Here is a 19625-nt window from a genome sequence, read left to right on the forward strand (position 1 = left end):
TCGACTAGCGCCCGTCGTGAGGCGAGGTTGCGTCCAGATCGCGGCGAAGCTTCTCATTTCGCAGAACTTCGTCCAGCCGATTTTCCTCTTCGGGCGTCAGAAGCGCGGCCTCCACCGGCCGGCGGCGTGCGCGCAGCATCAGCACGGTGATCGCCAGCAGCACCAGGGCGAACGGCCCGAACCACAGCAGCCAGGTCCCCGCCCGCACCGGCGGGGTGAACAGCACATAGTCGCCGAAGCGCCGCACCAGGTCGTCGCGCACGGCCTGGTCCGAGGCGCCGGCCGCGATTTCCTCGCGAATAAGCCGGCGCATGTCGCCCGCCACACCCGCCGGGCTGTCGGCGATGGCCTCGTGCTGGCAGACGACGCAGCGGACATCCTTGAACAGGGCCTGGGCGCGGGCTTCCTGGGTCGCATCAGGCAAGGGCCTGTCGGGCGCGGCAGGCGGCTCGGCCGCCGTCAGCATCAGTGCCAGGACCGGCGCGGCGAGAAGGGTCCACAGACGCCTCATGCCGTCTTGCGCCGTCGCGGACCGACGCCGACCCGCAGCCGACGATCCAGCAGGGACAGGACGCCGCCCAGGGCCATGATCATCGGCCCCAGGAAGATCAGTCGCGCCCAGGGGTTCCAGTACAGGCGCACGACCCAGGCCGGCTGCTGCGGACTGCCCGCCCGTTCGCCGATCACGACATAGACGTCGTCCAGACCCCGGAAATTCAGCCCGACCTCGGTCGTGGTCTGACCGCCGGCGGGGAAGAAGCGGCGCTCGGCCGTGACCGTGCTGGCCCGGCCGCGATCATCGGTCGGCCGCACCGTCAGCCGGCCCTGTTCGGCCAGATAGTTCGGCCCCTCAACCACGCGGACCTCGTCCAGGGTGACGGTCCAGGGTCCGGCGGAGACGCTCTGGCCCAGCGACAGGGCGCGCGCCGTCTCGGCCTTGAAGCCGGTCTCGACCACCGCCCCCAGGATGAAGACGCCCAGGCCCAGGTGCGCCAGGCTCATGCCCCAGGCGCCCAGCGGCAGGCCCTTGAGCCGACGCAGGGTCTCGGCCGCCGAGGCCCGGAATAGCCGCGCGCGTTCGGCCACCTCGGCCAGCGATCCCAGAATCAACCAGGCGCCCAGGCCGATCCCTGCGGCGGCCAGCGCCTTCTTCGGTTCCCATAGCGCATAGGCCGCCAGAGCCGAGACGATGGCCAGACCCGCCGCGACGGCCAGGCGCTGCATCGCGCCGGGCAGGTCGCCGCGCTTCCAGGCCAGCAGCGGCCCGGCCGGTAGGATGATGAAGGCGACCATCATCAGCGGCGTGAAGGTGGCGGCGAAATAGGGTGGGCCGACCGAGATGGTCGCGCCGGACGCGGCCTCCAGGATCAGGGGATAGAGGGTGCCCAAGAGGACGGTCGCGGCGGCGGCCGTCAGGAACAGGTTGTTCAGCACCAGCGCCCCCTCGCGGCTGACGGGCGCAAACATTCCGCCGCCTTTAAGCTGCGGCGCGCGCCAGGCGAACAGGGCGAAGGCGGCGCCGGCCGTCACGCCCAGAATCGCCAGCAGCATCAGGCCGCGCTGGGGGTCGACGGCGAAGGCGTGGACGGATGTCAGCACGCCCGACCGCACCAAAAAAGCGCCCAGCATGGAGAAGGTGAAGGCCAGCAACGCAAGAAAGACCGTCCAGCCCGCCAGCGCCCCGCGCCGTTCGGTCACGACCGCGCTGTGCAACAGGGCGGCGCCCGCCAGCCAGGGCATGAAGGAGGCGTTCTCGACCGGGTCCCAGAACCACCAGCCGCCCCAGCCCAGCTCATAGTAGGCCCAGAACGACCCAAGGGTGATCCCGACCGTCAGGAAGGCCCAGCTCGCCAGAGCCCAAGGCCGCACCCATCGCCCCCACGCCGGCCAGAACGCCGTCTGCGCCCGCCCCTCGATCAGGGCGGCGACGGCAAGAGAGAAACAGACGGAAAAGCCGACATAACCCGCATAGAGCAGCGGCGGATGCACGGCCAGGGCCGGGTCCTGCAGCAGGGGGTTCAGCGACGCCCCCTGGAAAGGCGCGGGGTCCAGGCGGGTGAAGGGACTGGAGGTGAAGACGGCGAAGGCCAAAAACAGCGAGCCCAGCGCCCCCTGCACCGCCACGGCTGACGCCTTCAACCCGAACGGCAGGCCGCGCGCCCGCGCCAGCGCCCCGCCGAAGACGGTCAGCACCAGGCACCACAGCAGCAGCGAGCCCTCGTGGCTGCCCCATGCCCCGGCGACCTTGTACAGCATCGGCTTGTCGGTGTGGCTGTTGGCAGCGACGTTGGAGACCGAGAAGTCGGACACGGCGAAGGCGTAGATCAGCGCCGCGAAACTGAGGGCGACCGCGCCCGCCGCCGCCAGCGCCGCGCCTTGGGCCGCGCCCGCCAGAACCGGGCTGCGTCGCGCGCGCCCGGCCGCCGACAGGCCCGTCTGCAGAATCGACAGCGCCAGAGCCAGCGCCAGGGCGAAGGCCCCAAGCTCAGCGATCATAGGGGAACGGTCTTGCTGGCCGCGGCCGTGGTCGGCGCTGCGTCCGGCCGCCACTCGCCCTTCTCCTTCAGCCGGTCGGAGACCTCGCGCGGCATATAGTTCTCGTCGTGCTTGGCCAGTACCTGGCTGGCGTGGAAGGTGCGGTCGGCCCCGAACGCCCCTTGCGCCACGATCCCCTGCCCTTCGCGGAACAGGTCGGGCAGGTCGCCGTGATAGACGACGCGGGTCGTCGCGGCGTTGTCGGTGACGACGAAGGCCACGACACCGTCGCCGGATTTCTGCACGCTGCCGGCCTCGACCAGTCCGCCCAGGCGGATGTTGCGGCCCTCCGGCGCCTTGTCGGCGGTGGCCTCGGACGGCGAGTAGAAGAAGGTCACGCTGTCCTGCATCGCCCACAGCGACAGGCCGACCGCCAGCGCCAGAATCGGCGCCACGGCGGCGACGACCCACAGGCGACGACGCGCCTTCGGCGATTTGGGCAGCCAGCTCATGCGACGGACATTCCGGGTTCGGAGGGCGGATCGGCGGCATATACCGCCGACGCGGCGCGCGACCAACGCGTCATTGCGCGCCGTCCTTCGGCAGTCGCCGCTCCAGGTCCAGGCGACGCGGGTCGGCCGGGTCCAGCGCGGCGATCAGCGGCGTCCACAGGGTGCGCGCCGATGCCCCGTCGCCCCGCCGCAGGGCCGCCTCTCCCAGGAAGAAGCGCGCGCCCAGCTGATCCGGGTCCAGCTTCAGCGCCTCGCGAAAGGCGGCCTCGGCGTCGCCGCCGATCTGGTCGTCATTGGCGACCACCAGGCTTTCGCCCAGTCGCGCCCAGGCCTGGGCGTCCTTGGGGTCGAGGGCGACCAACCGACGGAAGGCCGACGCCGCGCCCAGGGGATCGCCGGCCGCATAACGCGCCGCGCCCAGCATGGCCAGGGCCTGACGATCCTGCGGCCGTTCGCGCACGACCCGCGCCGTCACGGCGGCGAGCTGCGCCGGCTCCAGCCCCTCCAGGTTCGCCGCCCAGTCGTCGACGCGCCGCTCATAGGCCTGGTCCGGCAGGCCGGGCGATCCGGTGAAGACATAGAGGCCCAGCGCGCCCGCGACCGTCACGGCGATCCCCCCCAGCACCCAGAACCGATCCTTACGCCCAGCCACGGGGGCAGCAGTCGTCGTCATGGCCAGAAGCCGCCGCCCCGCCTCGGCCCGTGCGCCCGCATAGGCCGCGTCGTCCAGCAGGCCGCGCGCCTTCAGCCGATCCAATTCCTCGATCTCGCGCGAGCCGGCCTGGGTCTCGGCCCCCGCAGCCGGATCGGCGCCGCGTCGTGCGCCGGTCAACACCAGCAGGGCGGCCAAGGCCGCGGCCAGTCCCGTCATCATCCAGAAGGCGATCATCCTGGCCGTCTAGCCTATCAATGAACGACGGGCGAGGCGTCGTTTCAGCCCAGGCGCGCCATTTCCGCCGACGCCGCGCGCCGCCGCACGGCCCGCGCCGCCTCCAGCGCCTCGATCAGGGTCAGGAACCGGGCCGTCACGCCGACCAGACGCAGCACGTGATCGGCATTCTCCGCCTCTCCGTCCGCCACACTGTCCAGCGCCTCGTTGGCCCAGGTGGACAGATAGTCCGTCAATTCGATCTTCAACGCCGACCGGTCGGCCTCGCAGCCGAAGGTGACGGCCGCACCGCGCAGGGCCGCCACCGCCGCCAGCAGAGCCGCAGCCGCCTCGATGGGTTCGCCGTCGCTGGGCGCCTCCAGCCATGGGCACAGACGGGTCATCCGCCCGGTGATGACGCGGCGCTTCATCGGCAAGGCCGCATGGACGGCGGCCGAGGTGGATTTCATCAGCCCCGACAACTGGCCCGAGACCTGGACCCGCGCCATCCGCGCCGTCTTGCCCCAGCTGGAATCGGGCCGCACCTGCAGGCTCATGTCCATCTCGGACAAGACGCCCGCGCACCAGGTCACGTCGTCCACGACGCCCAGCATGGCCGCCTCGCCCATCGACGGCCTTACGGCGGCGATCTTCTGCACCCGCGCCTGCACCGAGGTCAGCAACCGTTCGACGAAGACGCCCATATCGGAATGGCTCAGCGTGACTTCGCGGTCGGCCAAGCGGCTGGTGCGCGTCACCACCCGCAACATCCGCTCGGCGTCCGCCACATGGGCGAACAGGATGTCGATCATCCGCCGCCCGCCGTCGGGCGACATTTCCAGACAGTCCTGAATCAGAAGCCTCAGCCCCGCCAGCTGATTGTCGTCGGGCCGCTCCAGCCACACCGGCAACCGCGGCAAGGCGGACCGCGCCAACGGCGTCAGGTCGAAACAGCCGGCCAGCTCAGCCGGCGTCGATGGCGGCTCGCCCTCCGCCGGACGCTGAAACTCGGGCCAGACCTCGCGCGGCCGGTCGCGCAGCACCGCCGCCGCCTTGGCGCACAGCCGGTCGGCGGCCAGGGTCCATTCGCCGTCGATGGTGACGGCGCCGTCCAGTAGCGGCAAAAAGGCCTCTTCGCCCTGGATCGCCTGTCGCCACACACGGGCCAGGATCATCCTTGGAAAGGTCAGGGCCGGCGCGCCGTCCTCGCGCGGATGGAACAGGGGCAGCAGGGGACCGAAAGCCGTGGCGCGACGGGCGCGATCGCGAGCCTCGTCCCTGACGATGATCGCCAGTTCGTCCGCCTTGTCCCCACGCAAGGCCGCGACGGCCGCCCCCAGCGTCGCCAGCGACTTGTCGGGACAGGCCTGGACGACCGCCGTCAGGGCGGCGCGGTGGGCGGCGGACAGGGACGACACGATAGCTCCCGCCAACGAAGGGACGGCCTGCACCGTGCGCCAATCCGGTTAACAACGACTTGGCGCCCCTTGAGCCGCACGTTCCTTGTGTCGGTCGCACACTTGAGTCGGGCGCCCCCTTGAGTAAGGCATAAGGCACGCCATATTGCCGCCACACCCCGGCCGACGCCGCCGCGCCGCCGGAAAGGAACGCCCATGCCCGTAATCGAGATCGACGGCCTGACCAAGACCTACAAGTCGGGTCTTCAGGCGCTGAAGCGCATCGACCTGACCATCGAAAAGGGCGAGATCTTCGCCCTGCTGGGCCCCAACGGCGCCGGCAAGACCACCCTGATCTCCATCGTCTGCGGCATCGTCACGCCCACGACGGGGACGGTGGTCGCCGACGGCCATGACATTCAAAAGGACTTCCGCGCCGCCCGCACCAAGATCGGCCTCGTGCCGCAGGAGCTGACCACCGACGCCTTCGAGACCGTGCTGGCCACCGTCACCTTCAGCCGGGGCCTGTTCGGCAAGGCGCCGAACCCCGCCTTCATCGAAAGCGTGCTGAAGGACCTGTCGTTGTGGGACAAGCGCGACGCCAAGATCATGACCCTGTCGGGCGGCATGAAACGGCGGGTGATGATCGCCAAGGCCCTGAGCCACGAGCCGGACATCCTGTTCCTCGATGAACCCACCGCCGGGGTCGATGTCGAGCTGCGGCGCGACATGTGGGCGATGGTCAGGAAGCTGCGCGAGCGCGGCGTCACCATCATCCTGACCACCCACTATATCGAGGAGGCCGAGGAGATGGCCGACCGGGTGGGCGTGATCCTGAAGGGCGAACTTATCCTGGTCGAGGAGAAGTCGGCCCTGATGAAGAAGCTGGGCAAGAAGACCCTGACGCTGAACCTGATCGATCCGCTGACCGCCCTGCCCGCCGACCTGTCCGACTGGGATCTGACGCTGAAAAACGACGGGGGCGAACTGGAATACAGTTTCGACGCCAACGCCGACGACACGGGCGTGCCGTCGCTGATCCGCCGGCTTGAGGCGCTGAACATCGGCTTCAAGGACCTGAACACCCGCCAGAGCTCGCTGGAAGACATCTTCGTCAGCCTGGTCCACCAGAACGGAGCCGCGGCATGACCTTCAACGGATATGGCGTCTGGGCGATCTATCGTTTCGAGATGGCGCGCGCCCTGCGCACCGTCTGGCAGAGCATCGTCACGCCGGTCATCACCACGGCCCTGTATTTCGTCGTCTTCGGCGGCGCCATCGGCAGTCGAATGCAGGAGGTGGACGGCGTGCCCTACGGCGCCTTCATCGTGCCGGGCCTGATCATGCTCAGCCTGTTCACCCAGTCGATCTTCAACGCCAGCTTCGGCATCTACTTCCCCAAGTTCACGGGGACGATCTACGAGATCCTGTCGGCGCCTGTGTCGTCGCTTGAGATCGTGCTGGCCTATGTGGGGGCGGCGGCGACCAAGTCGGCGGTGCTGGGCCTCATCATCCTGGCGACGGCGGCCTTCTTCGTGCCGCTGCAGATCCTGCATCCGTTCTGGATGATGGCCTTTTTGATCCTGATCTCGGTGACCTTCAGCCTGTTCGGCTTCATCATCGGGGTCTGGGCCAACGGGTTCGAGCAGCTTCAGATGATCCCAATGCTGGTGGTCACCCCCCTGACCTTCCTGGGCGGCGCCTTCTATTCCATCGACATGCTGCCCGACGGCTGGCGCACGGTGACCCTGTTCAATCCGGTGGTCTATCTGATCTCGGGCTTCCGCTGGGCCTTCTATGGTCAGGGCGATGTCGCGATAGGGATCAGCGTGGCGGCCACCCTGGGCTTCTTCGCCGTTTGCCTTGCCATCGTCATGTGGATGTTCAAGACCGGCTATCGGCTCAAGAACTGATCCGTCACGAAACGGGCCAGATCGCCAGCGAATGGAATAGAATGTCCGACGACCAGAAGACCCCGCCCGAGCCCTTCGCCCGCAAGCCGGTGACATGGGGACGCATGCCTGCGACGACCTTCCACGTCGGGCCGGTGCCGGTCGCGCCCAATCCGCTGGACCGCATCCCCAATCCGCCGCCGCGCAAGCCCTCGCCGCAACAGCAGCAAGCCTCGATCCAGACCCAGAGCCTGGCCTCCGGCGTGGCGCCCGCCAAGGGTCAGGCGGCGGTCCCCAGCCGGGCGCCCGCGCAGCCCAGGCCGCCGCGTCCGCAAACCGGAAGCATCCTGGGCGGGTCGTTGATCCCCACCGCCCGTCCGGCTCAGACCGCGACGCCGCCCCAGCCCGCGCCGCAGCCCCTTCCCCAGCCACAGCCCCAGCAATCGGCCGCTGCGGACTTGACCGTGCGTCCGCTGCCGACGCCGCAGGCCGCGCCTGCCCCCCCGCCGAAGCCGGCGGAAGCCGCGCCGGTCGCGGCCAAAGCTGTCGCCACGCCGCCTGTCGCCTCCGAAACTACCGTCCAGACGCCGGCCCCGGTCGCCGCAACGCCGGCGCCCCCGATCACGCCCAGCTTCGCCCGTGCGCCGACCAAGCCCTCGCGCCTGCCGATCTATGTCGGTGCGGGCGTCGCCGCCCTGCTGGTGATCGGCGGCGGCGTCTGGTTCGCCACGCGTCCAGCCTCCACGCCGGCGCCGGCGACGACCGCCGCCGTGGTTCCCGAGGCGCCGCTGACCACGCCGCCGGCCGAGACGGTCCCGACGGGCGCAGCCCCCGTCGTTCAGGCTGAAACGCCGACGCCCGCCACAACTGCGCCCGCGCCGGCCCCCGTCCAGGCTCAGACCGCGCCGACCCCGGCCGCCCGCACGACACCGACGACGACGCCGTCGACCACGCCGACCGCTCAGCCTCGCCCTGCGACCGCTACGCCGCGCCAACCCGCGCCGACTGCGGCCCAGCCCGCAGCGACGCCCGCACCGACGGTCCAGACCGAGCCGCTGGTGGTCGTGCCGTCCACGCCGCCCCCGACCGCCGCGCGTCCCGCAGCCAGCGATCCCGACGCCCCGGTCGTGACCCGGCCCCAGCCGCTGGACTGATCCGAAAGATCGCGCGCTTCGGCAGGTGACGAAACGGCCTGCAGCCCCTACCTACAGGCCATGACCGTTCACGCCTCTCCGCCGCCCATCCTCGACGCCGCCGGCGTCGATACCGATGAAGCCCTGTCGATCCTAAAGACGGCCCTGGCCGGCGCCGACGACGGCGAGCTGTTCCTGGAACGGTCCGAGAGCGAGAGCCTGGTATTCGACGACGGCCGGCTCAAGTCCGCCGCCTATGACGCGACCGAGGGCTTCGGCCTGCGGGTCGTGGCGGGCGAGACCGCCGGATACGCCCACGCCAACGAAATCTCGGCGGCCGCCCTGCGTCGCGCCGCCGACAGCGCCGCCCTGGCCAAGCAAGGCCACGCCGCTCGCGTCGCCGAGGGGCCGCGCGCCACCAATCAGCAACTGTATGACGCAGTCGATCCCCTCGCCTCTCCGGCCTTCTCCGACAAGATCGCCCTGCTGGCCGAGATCGACGCCTGGGCCCGCGCCCGCGATCCGCGCGTGGTCCAGGTCTCGGCCTCTCTGGTCGGCGAACGCCGCGCCATCGAGATCCTGCGCGCCGACGAGCGGGTGGTGCGCGACATCCGCCCCCTGGTCCGGCTGAACGTCTCCGTTACCGTCGAACAGAACGGCAAGCGTGAGAGCGCCTCCGCCGGCGCCGGCGGCCGGGCCGGGTTCGAAACCTGGGTCGCGCCCGAACGCTGGCAGGCCCAGGTGGACGAGGCCCTGCGCCAGGCCCTGGTCAATCTGGACGCCATCGACTGCCCGGCGGGCGAGATGGACGTGGTCCTCGGCGCCGGCTGGCCCGGCGTCCTGCTGCACGAAGCCATCGGCCACGGCTTCGAAGGCGACTTCCACAGGAAGGGCTCCTCCGTCTTCAATGGCATGATGGGCCAGCGGGTCGCCGCCCCCGGCGTCACCGTGGTGGACGACGGCTCCATCGCCGGGCGTCGCGGCTCCCTGTCGGTCGATGACGAGGGCACGCCGACCTCGCGCACCGTCCTGATCGAGGACGGGATCATGGTCGGCCTGATGCACGACCGGCTGTCGGCGCGTGAGATGGGCGTCGCCGCCACCGGCAACGGCCGGCGTCAGTCCTTCGCCCACATGCCCATGCCCCGCATGACCAACACCTTCATGGAGGGCGGCAAGGATTCGAAGGCCGACATGATCGCCAACACCAAGCGCGGCCTCTACGCCGCCAACTTCTCTGGCGGCCAGGTGGACATCACCAACGGCAAGTTCGTCTTCCAGTGCAACGAGGCCTATCTGATCGAGGACGGGGTGATCACCGCCCCCGTCCGCGGCGCCACCCTGATCGGCGACGGCGCCACGGCCCTGACCCGCATCCAGATGGTCGGCGACGATTTCGCCTTCGATCCCGGCGTCGGCGTCTGCGGCAAGGCCGGCCAGGGCGTGCCCGTCGGCATTGGCCAGCCCTCTCTCAAGATCGGCGGTCTGACGGTCGGCGGCACGGCGGTCTGAGCCAGCGGAACCGTATCGCCACACAGGGTGTTTCCTCGCCACACTGGAGAGGGAACATCCATGCCGACCGAACGCGAAGTCCAACATCCCGATGGCCGGGTTGAACGCATCACGGAAACCACCGCCGCCCCCACGACCGTCGTCGAGCGCCGCAGCGGCAGCGGCATGGGTGCCATCGTCGCCCTGATCATCGGCCTCTTGGCCGTTCTGGTGATCGGCTATTTCCTGATGAACATGAACAATAACGAAGCGGTCGAATCCAACGCCATCGCCGGTGCGGCCGAAAGCGTCGGCAACGCCGCCGACAATATCGGCGAGGCCGCCCGCGACGCTGTGCCGGAACGCGCGCCGGCTCCCGCTAGCTAAGACCCGTCAGGGGGCGGACGGACGCCACTCGGGACCCAGCGGTTCCACCCCGTCCGCCTCCAGACGATCCAGCACGCCGCCCCGCTCGGCCAGCAGCCGCAAGGGCGCGATGGCGACCGTAACGCCGGTCTCGGCCAGAGCCTCGTCCACCGCCGTGTTCCAGATGCCCCGCAGCGTCTCGCCCTGCCCCATCACCGCCCAGTAGGAGCAAGCGTTGGTCGCCTGATCCAACGACGAGGCCAATACGGCGGGGACACGGCGCAGTCGCCAGGCCTCGGCGCGCTGAGCGGCCTCTTCCGGATGCGCCTCAGCCGCCGTCACCGCCGCCGTGATACAGTCCACATAGGCCTCGGGCGGCGTGGTCAGAATCTTGTCCACCATCTCGTCGCCGCGAAAGACGCCGACCGGCTCGGCCGGGGTGCGGTTGGTCCGGGCGGCGCGACGCACCACCTCCGATACCGGCCGCGCCCGACGCGCATAGCCGCCATGTTCCATCAGATCCGCCGACAGCATCAGCATGCTCTTGCGGCTGGGGCCCTCGCCCGTCACCTCTTCCACCCGGGCCTCAAGCTCGGGCGACAGATAGTCTGCACTAGTGCGCTCGCCCGGCAGGCGCGTCAGGGTTCGCATCCGCCACAGCAGACGCCCGACATCCGCCAGGGACGCGCGCCCCTCGACCGGAAACAACACCCGATCCGCCCGTTCGACCGCCGAGATCAGGGCGTCGGTGCGCCATTCCATGTCGCGCGGCAAGCCGTCGATCGAGCCGACCAGGATCAGCACGCTGTCGCCGCGCCGCACCTCCCACATCGGACCCTCGATCCGGCGCGCCGTGACGACGACGTCCTCGACCGCGTCGGAGGAGACCTCCTGGGCCGAGGCCGGGCCGGCCAGCGCGGCGGCGGCGAGTAGGGACAACAACAGGGAAGATGAACGGCTAATCATTACATCGCTGTAAGATGTTCTACTGTCTCACGTGTAATGAAATCGCTGTAATGATGTCGTCGATTTAATCCACCTTGCCGCCTTGTAACTGGAGATGAAGACGCCGGATCGGCACACCTCTCGCCAACGAACCGAGGGGAACCCCATGAACAAGACCCTGCTGCTGGCCAGCACCGCCCTGCTCTTCACTGCCGGCGCCGCATTCGCGGGCCCAGCCTTAGCAGGTGACGCACCGCAAGTCGCCGAGGCGCCCGTCCCGACCGGCCCCACCAATGAGGCGCCGCTGGCCGACGCCAGCCAGCGCGGCGTGCTGGTCTTCACCCCCGACTTCTTCGCGACCCAGCGCCCCAACACCGCGCTGGATATGGTCAACCGCGTGCCCGGCTTCTCGGTCGATGACGGTTCCGGGGCGCGCGGCTTCGAAGGCGCGGTCGGCAACGTCCTGATCAACAACGCCCGACCGGCGTCAAAGAACGACGCCGGGTCCAACGTGCTGAGCCGCACCCTGGCCAGCCAGGTCGAGCGGATCGAGCTGATCCGGGGCGGCGCGCCCGGCATCGACATGCAGGGCTTCTCGGTCGTCGTGAACGTGATCCTGAAAACGGAGAGCAGCCGTCAGTCGATCCTGACCTGGAACACCACCCAGTTCGAGGGATCGGGTCAAGACCTGTATGGCGGCAGCTATCAGTTCACCGCCCGCAACGGCGCCCGAAGCTGGGGCGTCACCCTGTCTGACGGCATCAGCATGAGCGATTCCAATGGACCGGGCCGCCTGATCCGCCGCGACGCCGCAGGCAATGTTCTGCGCGACGAACTGACCGATACCGACGGCTACGGCGGCGGAAACTCCATCCGCGGCACCTATGCCGGCCCGCTCGCGGGCGGCAAGGTCGACCTGACCGCCCGCTACGGGATCAACGACTGGCAGGGCTACAACACCAGCCGATCCGCCACCGCCTTCCGCGAAAGCCTCGACAGCGAGGACAGCGACGGCGGCGAGTTCGGCGTGACCTGGGAGCGGCCTCTGAACGCACGCTTCAAGCTGGAAACCCGGCTGATGCACGAGTTCGGCAGCTGGGACGGCGTCTCCACCTACAACGTTCTGAACAACGGCGTGGACGCGCCTGAGCAGGTCTTCGCCTATGAGGGCGAAAGCTCGGAAACCATCCTGCGCGCCCTGGTCCGTCACGAGCGCTCGCCCAAACTGACCATCGAGACCGGCGGCGAGATCGCCTACAATATGCGCCAGACCGACCAGGCCTATACCGAGGGCGGCGTCGCCATTCCCCTGCCCAGCGCCTCGATCAAGGTCGAGGAAACACGCGGCGAAGCCTTCTCCAAGGGAACCTGGCGGCTGCATCCCGATCTGACGCTGGAAGCCGGTTTGCGGCTGGAAGCCTCGACCATCAGCCAGTCGGGCGATGCGAACCAGGAAAAGAGCTTCTTCTTCGCCAAGCCCCGCTTCCTGGCCACCTGGACGCCGATGCCGAACAACCAGCTGCGTTTCCGTTTCGAGCGCGAACTGGGCCAGCTCGACTTCTCCGACTTCGCCGCCTCGGCCGATCTGGACGAGGAGAACGTCTATGGCGGCAACGTCGATCTGGAGCCGGAACAGCGCTGGATTTCGGAACTGACCTACGAACGTCGCTTCTGGGGCGAAGGGATCGTCTCCATCGGCTATCGCCATGACGAGATCATCGACGCCATCGATCGCATTCCTCTGGCGGACGGCCTGTCGGCGGTGGGCAATATCGGCGACGGCACGCTGGATCAGCTGTCGCTGAACGTGACGCTGCCGCTCGACAAGTTCGGACTGTCCGGGGCGCGCTTCACCTTCAAGAACGACTGGAACAAGACCGCCGTCACCGATCCGACCACAGGCGAGGAACGCCCCATCTCAGGTGTCCGGGCAACCCAGGCCAACGTCGGCATCGAGCAGGACATCACCAGCTGGAAGCTGCAGTGGGGCGTCAACTGGCTGCCCTATCTGGGCCAGCCCAACTATTCGCCGGACCAGGTCTCGGCGTGGCGCGGAACGGACTATTTCGAGATGTTCGCCGAGTACAAACCCACTCCGACCCTGTCGATCCGCGCCCAGCTGAACCTGTGGGACGACTTCACCCAGCGCCGCACGGTCTTCGCCGACCGCGAGACACGCGCGATCGCCTTCGTCGAGGACAGCGCCGCCGATCCCCGCACCTTCGTGTCCCTGCGCGTCCGCAAGACGTTCTGACCAAGGTCCGGGCAAGAAAAAGGGCGGCGTCTGCGAGGACGCCGCCCTTCTTCATTTCGACCCTAGAGGATCAGCCGACGGTGGAGGTCCGCGGCGCAGCGACGTTGCCGTCTTCCTGGCCCCGATCGCTCAACGACGGTCCGGGATGATCGTCGCCGTCGTTGGCCCCATGAGACCAGCCCTTGATGAAGAAGCTGATGACGATGAAGGCCACGCCGATGCCCATGCCCCAAAGGCCCAGCATGCTGAACACCTCAAGCGAGGTCCGCAGCGCCAGTCCGGGGTTCAGCACCTGGCCGCCCACGGTCTCCGTGCCCGCCAGGCCGGCGATCCAGCCGCCGACGTATTGAGCGATGGAGCTGGCCAGGAACCAGACCGCCATCATGAAGCTGACCACCTTGGCCATCGACAGTTTGGTGATCTCGGACAGGCCCACCGGCGACAGGAACAGTTCGCCCGTCGTGTGGAACAGATAGAGTAGGCCCAGAAGCAGCAGCGGCATCTGGAAGGCCGAGTTGGCCATGCCGGCGCCCCACACCACGATCATGAAGCCCAAGCCGACCTGAAGCAGGCCCAGACCGAACTTCATCGTCGGATTGGGATCCAGCTTGCGCTTGGCCAGGAAGGCCCAGATCGCGGCCATGATGGGCGCGAAGATCAGGATGAAGCCAGCGTTGAACGACTGTGTCTGGGCAGCCGTGATCGTCGCGTCGATCCAGAAGCCGCTCGGCGTAATGCCTGCGGCGTCCAGCTGAGCCGGCGTTCCCACCGTGACGCCCAGGAACTGGAAGGCCTGGGGCGTGATGCTCAAGTCCACGTTACGATCGGCGAACAGGTTCAGCGAGGTGCCGGCCTGTTCGAACAGGGTGAAGAAGACCACCGATCCGAAGATCAGCACCATCGCCAGCATCATCCGCTCGCGCTGCGCCTTGCTCTCGCAGACCTTGACGATCACGTAGAGGATGAACAGCAGCGAGGCGACGGTCGCAGCGCCCAGAACCCAACCGACCAGCGCATTACGCTGGACCATGAACCAGACGATGCCCACGCCCAGGGTGCTGAGCAGATAGATCGACCATTCGCGATTGATCGGTCCCAGCAGAGGCTTCTTCAGATCGGCGTCGGCCGGAGGCTCGCCCTTGCCTTGCAGCAGCGGCTTGCCGAGCATGAAGACGACCCAGCCCAGCGCCATGCCGATGCCCGCCAGGCCGAAGCCGGCCCACCAGCCGACGGTCTGTCCCAGAAGGCCGCAAAGCACGGCGGCCCAGAAGGCCCCGAGATTGATGCCGTAATAGTAGAGGGTGAAGCCGGAATCGCGCCGAGGATCGCCCTGCGGATAAAGCTGCCCGACGATGGTCGAGATGTTCGGCTTCAGGAAGCCGACGCCCATGATGATCAGCGAAATCGCCAGATAGAAGACATTCACGCCCGCCATGTCGCGCGTGGTCTCGATCTTGTAGTCGGCGGTCGGAATGACGGCCGGCAGGGTCGAGGTCGCCGGCAGGTTCTGGATGGCGATGCCATTCTCGGCGGGTTCGAAGCTGTACTTCTGGCCATCGATGACGATCGCCACTTCGCGGGCTGCGCCGCGCCCTTCGGCGTCGATCTGATAGGTCTGGCCGGCGTAGGTCAGGGTTTCCGTCGCCGGACGCCCCTCGAAGGCCATCATGCCATGACCGGCGACCAGCAACAGGGCGCCGAAAGCGACAGCCTTGCGCGTGCCGATGAAGCGGTCCGCCATGATGCCGCCCAGCAGCGGCAGCAGATAGACCAGCGAGGTGTAGGAGCCGTAGGTCGACCCCGCCATCGCATCGTCGAACAGGAAGTGCTGCGTCAGGAAGAAGATCAGGATGCCGCGCATGCCGTAGTAGGAGAAACGCTCCCACATCTCGGCGAAGAACAGGATGATCAGTCCGCGCGGATGGTGTTTGAGTATCTGCATCAGCACCGGCACGCCGGTTGCGAATGTGATGATCAGCCCAAGAGCGACGACGATGTTCATGCCGCCACCCCACGTCGAAGTTTCGTAACGCAGCGCGTAAGTCGCGCGCCCCCCATGTCCGTCATATTCAACGGCTCACTCCCAACTGCCGCGCCGCTATCGGGCGCGCGAAAGGCGCATACCCAGCACAGCGGGCGAATCCGAACAAGTGTTAAGGCCGTTATGGGACAGCGTGCCGCGAAGACGTATCGCCAGACACAACCTTGAGTGATATATACTGGCGCATATTCTGCACGCCTCACCCCCAGGAGAGACCGCCGGTTTCATAATGGGAAGGAGCGCCCGATGTCCGTTCGACCCATAGTCGGATCCGACCATGACGCCCTGAACCGGCTGCACCGCGACGTCGGCTGGCCAGAAAGGTCGCCGGCCGGCTGGCGCTGGCTGGAGGCCAATCCGGCGCGTCAGGACATCGCGGCCCCGGCGGGCTGGGTGGTCGCCGACGACCGGGACGAGGCCGTGGCCATGGTGGGCAACTTCGTCCAGCGGTTCCGACACGGGTCGCGCAGTCTCTATGGCGCGACCGGCTTCTCGATCATCGTGCCGCCCAGCCGCAAGGGAGCCAGCCGCGCGCTGATCCGCAGCTTCCTCAGACAGCCCGGCCTGTTCGCCCGCTACACCTTCAACGCCAATGCGCGTTCGGCCCCGCTCTACAGTCTGTTCGGTCTCAAACCCTGGCCGACCGAAACCCATGGGCTGAAGCTGTCGTGGGTGACGGACCGGCTGGCCTGCGCCCAGGGTCGGGTGCTGCGCAGCCTTCTTGGCCGCACCTCGGCGCAGACGGCCGCCCGTCTGGGCGAGCAGCTGATGAATGGGCGGGTGTTTCGACAAACGGCCCCCTCCCTGCCGCCGCAGGTGACCGTGCTGCGCGACCTGTCGGACGGCTCGCCCTATGCCGAATTCTGGCGGCGGTTGGCGTCCGAGGATCGGCTGCTGGCGGATCGCAGCCCCGAGACCCTGCGCTGGCGCATGGCGGATCCCGACCTGACGCTGAAGCCCTTGCTGCTGGCCTGTGTGCGCGAGGGCCGGATCGTTGCGACCGCCATGGCGCAGATGACCAAGACCAGCCTGATCGAGCCGCCCTGCCTGGACATCATCGACCTGGTCGCGCTGGAGACGGCGCAGGATGCGATCGAAGTGCTGACGCAAACCCTGATCGACAATGCACGCGACATGGGCGCCGCCAAGGTGCGGTTGCAGATGGTCACGCCGCAGATGCTGACGGCCCTGGGAGACCTGGCGACGACGGCGCGGCGCGAAGGCGGCTGGGGCCATTGCCACGCCATCATCGACGATCCGGCGCTGGCCTCGGCCTGGGCGCCCACCCCATTCGACGGCGACTACGGCATCTGTTCGCGCAATCCGCCCGCGCAGGCGCGCCTGAGCCGGCCGTCCGCCGCGCACGCAACCGCGCGCGGCCGCGTTTCCAAGGCCTGATCAGACCTTGGGGCGGGCCTTCAGCTCGTCGCGGATTTCGATCAGCAGGGATTCCGTCGCCGTCGGCGCGGCAGGCGCCGGATCCGGCTGGGCCGCCTGCTGACGACGCAGGGCGTTGATCCCCTTCACCACCATGAAGACCACCCAGGCCACGATCAGGAACTGGATCACCGTGTTCAGGAAGGCGCCGTACTGGATCGCCACCTTCTCGATCGCCTCGGTCGCCGGGTTTTCGGCCCGCAAGACCCATTCCAGCTCGGAAAAGTCGATGCCGCCGGTCACCAGGCCGATGGGCGGCATGACGACCTGATCGACCAGGCTCTTGACGATGCCGTTGAACGCCGCGCCGATGATCACGCCGACCGCCAGGTCGACGACATTGCCCTTGACCGCAAACTCGCGAAACTCAGACAGCAGGCTCATGGGACTTTCCTTGGATGGTCTTCAGAAGGCGAAACGCAGGATCACGCGTCGCCGGAGGCGTTCAGCCGCTCGCGCAGCTCCTTGCCGCTCTTGAAGAAGGGCACGGCCTTGGCCGGCACCTCGACGGCCTCGCCTGTGCGGGGATTGCGTCCGGCCCGCGCCGGACGCGACCGAACCGAAAGGGCGCCGAAACCGCGCAACTCGACCCGGCCGCCCTCGGACAGGGCCGTGGTCATGGTGCCCAGGATGACGTTGACCAACCGCTCCACCTCCGCGTGGGTCAGGTGGGTGTTTTCCATCGCCAGCTTTTCGATCAGTTCGGACTTGATCATCGATGCCCCTGCCAGCGCGTTTTGACAGGCCGTCTCGCCCGCCGTCGATCCAGAAGCCGCACCCTAACCTTCGACCGGCTCTCGAAAAAGCCCCTATCCGCCAATGATGAGCGCCATTCGCAAGAAATGTGTCCGCCAGCGGACACAGCAGCGTCCCAGACAGAGAAAAGGGCGGCGGGATCGCTCCCGCCGCCCTCATCTTTTTACGCTACCGCAGAGCGCGCGGCGCTCCGCTGCTTGAGCGTTTAGTCCTTGGTGCCTGCGTTCTTCAGCGCGGCGCCCAGGATGTCGCCCAGCGAAGCACCGGAGTCGGACGAGCCGAACTGTTCGATGGCTTCCTGTTCGTCCTTCATTTCCAGCGCCTTGATCGACACCGAGACGCGGCGCGAGGCCTTGTCGACGGCGGTGATCATCGCATCGATGCGATCGCCGACGGCGAAGCGTTCCGGACGTTGCTCGTTGCGATCGCGCGACAGGTCCGACTTGCGGACGAAGGCCGTCACCGGCGCATCGTCTTCACCGAACTTGACCTCGATGCCGCCCGACTCGATCGACGAGACGGTGACGGTGATCTGCTGGCCACGGCGATAGGTGTCGCCCTCGCCGATCGGATCGCCGCCGAGCTGCTTGATGCCCAGCGAGACGCGTTCCTTCTCGACATCGACGTCCAGGACCTTGGCCTTGACCATCTCGCCCTTGCGGTAGCGCTGGATGGCTTCTTCACCCGACACAGACCAGTCGAGGTCGGACAGGTGCACCATGCCGTCGATGTCGTTGTCCAGGCCGATGAACAGGCCGAACTCGGTGGCGTTCTTGACTTCGCCCTCGACGGTCGAGCCGATCGGGTTGTTGGCGACGAAGGCGTCCCACGGATTGTCCTGAGCCTGCTTCAGGCCCAGCGAGATGCGGCGCTTGGAGGCGTCGACATCCAGAACCACGACGTCGACTTCCTGCGAGGTCGAGACGATCTTGCCGGGGTGGACGTTCTTCTTGGTCCAGGACATTTCCGAGACGTGCACCAGGCCCTCGACACCGGCTTCCAGCTCCACGAAGGCGCCGTAATCGGTGATGTTGGTGATGCGGCCCGTGTATTTGGCCCCAACCGGATATTTGGCTTCCACGCCGTCCCAGGGGTCCGACTGCAGTTGCTTCATGCCCAGCGAGATACGCTGGGTGTCCGGGTTGATCTTGACGATCTGGACCTTGACGGTGTCGCCGACGGCGAGAACCTGCGACGGGTGCGAGACGCGCTTCCACGACATGTCGGTGACGTGCAGCAGGCCGTCGATGCCGCCCAGATCCACGAACGCACCGTAGTCGGTGATGTTCTTGACGACGCCTTCGCGGACTTCACCCTCGGCCAGCTGACCGACCAGTTCCGTGCGCTGTTCGGCGCGGGCTTCTTCCAGGATGGCGCGACGCGAGACGACGATGTTGCCGCGCGGACGGTCCATCTTCAGGATGGCGAAGGGCTGTTCCTTGCCCATCAGCGGACCGACGTCGCGGACCGGACGGATGTCGACTTGCGAGCCGGGCAGGAAGGCCGAGGCGCCGCCCAGGTCGACGGTGAAGCCGCCCTTGACGCGACCGACGATGGCGCCGTTGACCGGCTGACCTTCGGCGAACACGACTTCCAGACGGGTCCAGGCTTCTTCGCGGCGAGCCTTGTCGCGGCTGATGACGGCTTCGCCCAGGGCGTTCTCGACGCGCTCCAGGTAAACCTCGACGTTGTCGCCGACCTTGGGCAGGGCGCCGTCGTCGCCTTGGCCGAACTCGCGCATGGCGATGCGGCCTTCGGTCTTCAGACCGACGTCGATGATGACGATATCTTTTTCGATGCCGACGACGCGACCGTGAACGACCTGGCCTTCGCCGAAGTCGCGACCCTGAAGCTGTTCGTCGAGCAGCGCCGAGAAGTCGTCGCGTGTGGGATTGAGAGTATCAGACATGAAGCTCTGGTGTTTCCGGTAGGGCTGTGGCGCGCGACCGAACGGCCCCGCGCGAGGTGGACGCCCCTCACACAGCAAGGCGCTGCGCCGAGGCGAGAGGAAAGGATAGGCAGGTCGTCAGGATGCGAGGCCGTTCAGAACGATCAAAA

The 19625-nt window shown here is 67.8% G+C and carries 17 protein-coding genes; 7 read left to right on the forward strand and 10 right to left on the reverse strand.

Translation table 11 applies throughout. The annotated features are described in order from the left end of the window. Positions 1-4: 4 nt before the first annotated feature. The 5 genes from ACP69V_RS13620 to ACP69V_RS13640 all read right to left on the reverse strand — a co-directional run bounded on the left by ACP69V_RS13620 (position 5) and on the right by ACP69V_RS13640 (position 5273). Positions 5-511: a cytochrome c-type biogenesis protein gene (locus ACP69V_RS13620; protein ID WP_426024350.1), complete on the reverse strand. Its 507-nt coding sequence runs from the start codon at positions 509-511 to the stop codon at positions 5-7. Next, positions 508-2496, reverse strand: a complete 1989-nt coding sequence (locus ACP69V_RS13625) for a heme lyase CcmF/NrfE family subunit (RefSeq protein WP_426024351.1) — start codon at positions 2494-2496, stop codon at positions 508-510. Before ACP69V_RS13625 ends, ACP69V_RS13620 begins: the two co-directional genes overlap by 4 nt. Continuing rightward, positions 2493-2987, reverse strand: a complete 495-nt coding sequence (gene ccmE, locus ACP69V_RS13630; protein WP_426024352.1) for a cytochrome c maturation protein CcmE — start codon at positions 2985-2987, stop codon at positions 2493-2495. The genes ACP69V_RS13625 and ccmE overlap by 4 nt, the downstream gene beginning before the upstream one ends. Before the next feature lie 70 nt (positions 2988-3057). After that, on the reverse strand, positions 3058-3876 hold the full coding sequence (ccmI, locus tag ACP69V_RS13635; RefSeq protein ID WP_426024353.1) for a c-type cytochrome biogenesis protein CcmI: 819 nt from the start codon (positions 3874-3876) through the stop codon (positions 3058-3060). Positions 3877-3920: 44 nt separating this feature from the next. After that, positions 3921-5273 (reverse strand): hypothetical protein, encoded by a 1353-nt coding sequence (locus tag ACP69V_RS13640; protein WP_426024354.1) that lies wholly within the window; start codon positions 5271-5273, stop codon positions 3921-3923. Positions 5274-5468: 195 nt separating this feature from the next. Between ACP69V_RS13640 and ACP69V_RS13645 the strand changes: the two genes are divergently transcribed. The 5 genes from ACP69V_RS13645 to ACP69V_RS13665 are packed head-to-tail and all read left to right on the forward strand — an operon-like array spanning position 5469 to position 10155. Beyond that, positions 5469-6401 (forward strand): ABC transporter ATP-binding protein, encoded by a 933-nt coding sequence (locus ACP69V_RS13645; RefSeq protein ID WP_426024355.1) that lies wholly within the window; start codon positions 5469-5471, stop codon positions 6399-6401. Next, the gene (locus tag ACP69V_RS13650) at positions 6398-7165 is read left to right on the forward strand and encodes an ABC transporter permease (protein ID WP_346494372.1); all 768 of its coding nucleotides are present in this window, start codon (positions 6398-6400) and stop codon (positions 7163-7165) included. Before ACP69V_RS13645 ends, ACP69V_RS13650 begins: the two co-directional genes overlap by 4 nt. A gap of 41 nt (positions 7166-7206) precedes the next feature. Continuing rightward, on the forward strand, positions 7207-8298 hold the full coding sequence (locus ACP69V_RS13655; RefSeq protein ID WP_426024356.1) for a hypothetical protein: 1092 nt from the start codon (positions 7207-7209) through the stop codon (positions 8296-8298). A 60-nt stretch (positions 8299-8358) separates the two neighbouring features. Continuing rightward, a complete protein-coding gene (gene tldD / locus ACP69V_RS13660) occupies positions 8359-9789 on the forward strand; it encodes a metalloprotease TldD (RefSeq protein ID WP_426024357.1) in 1431 nt (476 codons plus the stop codon). Positions 9790-9849: 60 nt separating this feature from the next. Beyond that, a complete protein-coding gene (locus ACP69V_RS13665) occupies positions 9850-10155 on the forward strand; it encodes a hypothetical protein (protein WP_426024358.1) in 306 nt (101 codons plus the stop codon). A 6-nt stretch (positions 10156-10161) separates the two neighbouring features. Here ACP69V_RS13665 and ACP69V_RS13670 read toward each other — a convergent pair whose 3' ends face one another. Continuing rightward, positions 10162-11076, reverse strand: a complete 915-nt coding sequence (locus ACP69V_RS13670; RefSeq protein ID WP_426024359.1) for a TraB/GumN family protein — start codon at positions 11074-11076, stop codon at positions 10162-10164. A 169-nt stretch (positions 11077-11245) separates the two neighbouring features. On the opposite strand from ACP69V_RS13670, the gene ACP69V_RS13675 reads away from it, so the two are divergent. After that, positions 11246-13333, forward strand: coding sequence for a TonB-dependent receptor plug domain-containing protein (locus tag ACP69V_RS13675; RefSeq protein WP_426024360.1), 2088 nt, complete (start codon positions 11246-11248; stop codon positions 13331-13333). A 70-nt stretch (positions 13334-13403) separates the two neighbouring features. Here ACP69V_RS13675 and ACP69V_RS13680 read toward each other — a convergent pair whose 3' ends face one another. After that, positions 13404-15335 carry a peptide MFS transporter gene (locus tag ACP69V_RS13680; protein ID WP_426024361.1) on the reverse strand — a complete coding sequence of 644 codons (1932 nt, stop codon included), beginning with the start codon at positions 15333-15335 and terminating at the stop codon, positions 13404-13406. Positions 15336-15620: 285 nt separating this feature from the next. Between ACP69V_RS13680 and ACP69V_RS13685 the strand changes: the two genes are divergently transcribed. Then, positions 15621-16772, forward strand: coding sequence for an N-acetyltransferase (locus tag ACP69V_RS13685; RefSeq protein WP_426024362.1), 1152 nt, complete (start codon positions 15621-15623; stop codon positions 16770-16772). Here the strand turns inward: ACP69V_RS13685 and mscL are convergent, their stop codons facing one another. From mscL to rpsA, 3 genes are all read right to left on the reverse strand, one after another. Continuing rightward, positions 16773-17195, reverse strand: coding sequence for a large-conductance mechanosensitive channel protein MscL (mscL, locus tag ACP69V_RS13690; RefSeq protein ID WP_135193709.1), 423 nt, complete (start codon positions 17193-17195; stop codon positions 16773-16775). It lies immediately after the preceding gene. A 41-nt stretch (positions 17196-17236) separates the two neighbouring features. After that, on the reverse strand, positions 17237-17527 hold the full coding sequence (locus ACP69V_RS13695) for an integration host factor subunit beta (RefSeq protein WP_135193710.1): 291 nt from the start codon (positions 17525-17527) through the stop codon (positions 17237-17239). 245 nt (positions 17528-17772) lie between these two features. Next, complete coding sequence (gene rpsA / locus ACP69V_RS13700) at positions 17773-19476, reverse strand: 30S ribosomal protein S1 (protein WP_135193711.1); 1704 nt, start codon at positions 19474-19476, stop codon at positions 17773-17775. Positions 19477-19625: the final 149 nt, after the last annotated feature.

Source organism: Brevundimonas sp. PWP3-1b1, assembly GCF_049896065.1.
Classification (GTDB): domain Bacteria; phylum Pseudomonadota; class Alphaproteobacteria; order Caulobacterales; family Caulobacteraceae; genus Brevundimonas; species Brevundimonas intermedia_B.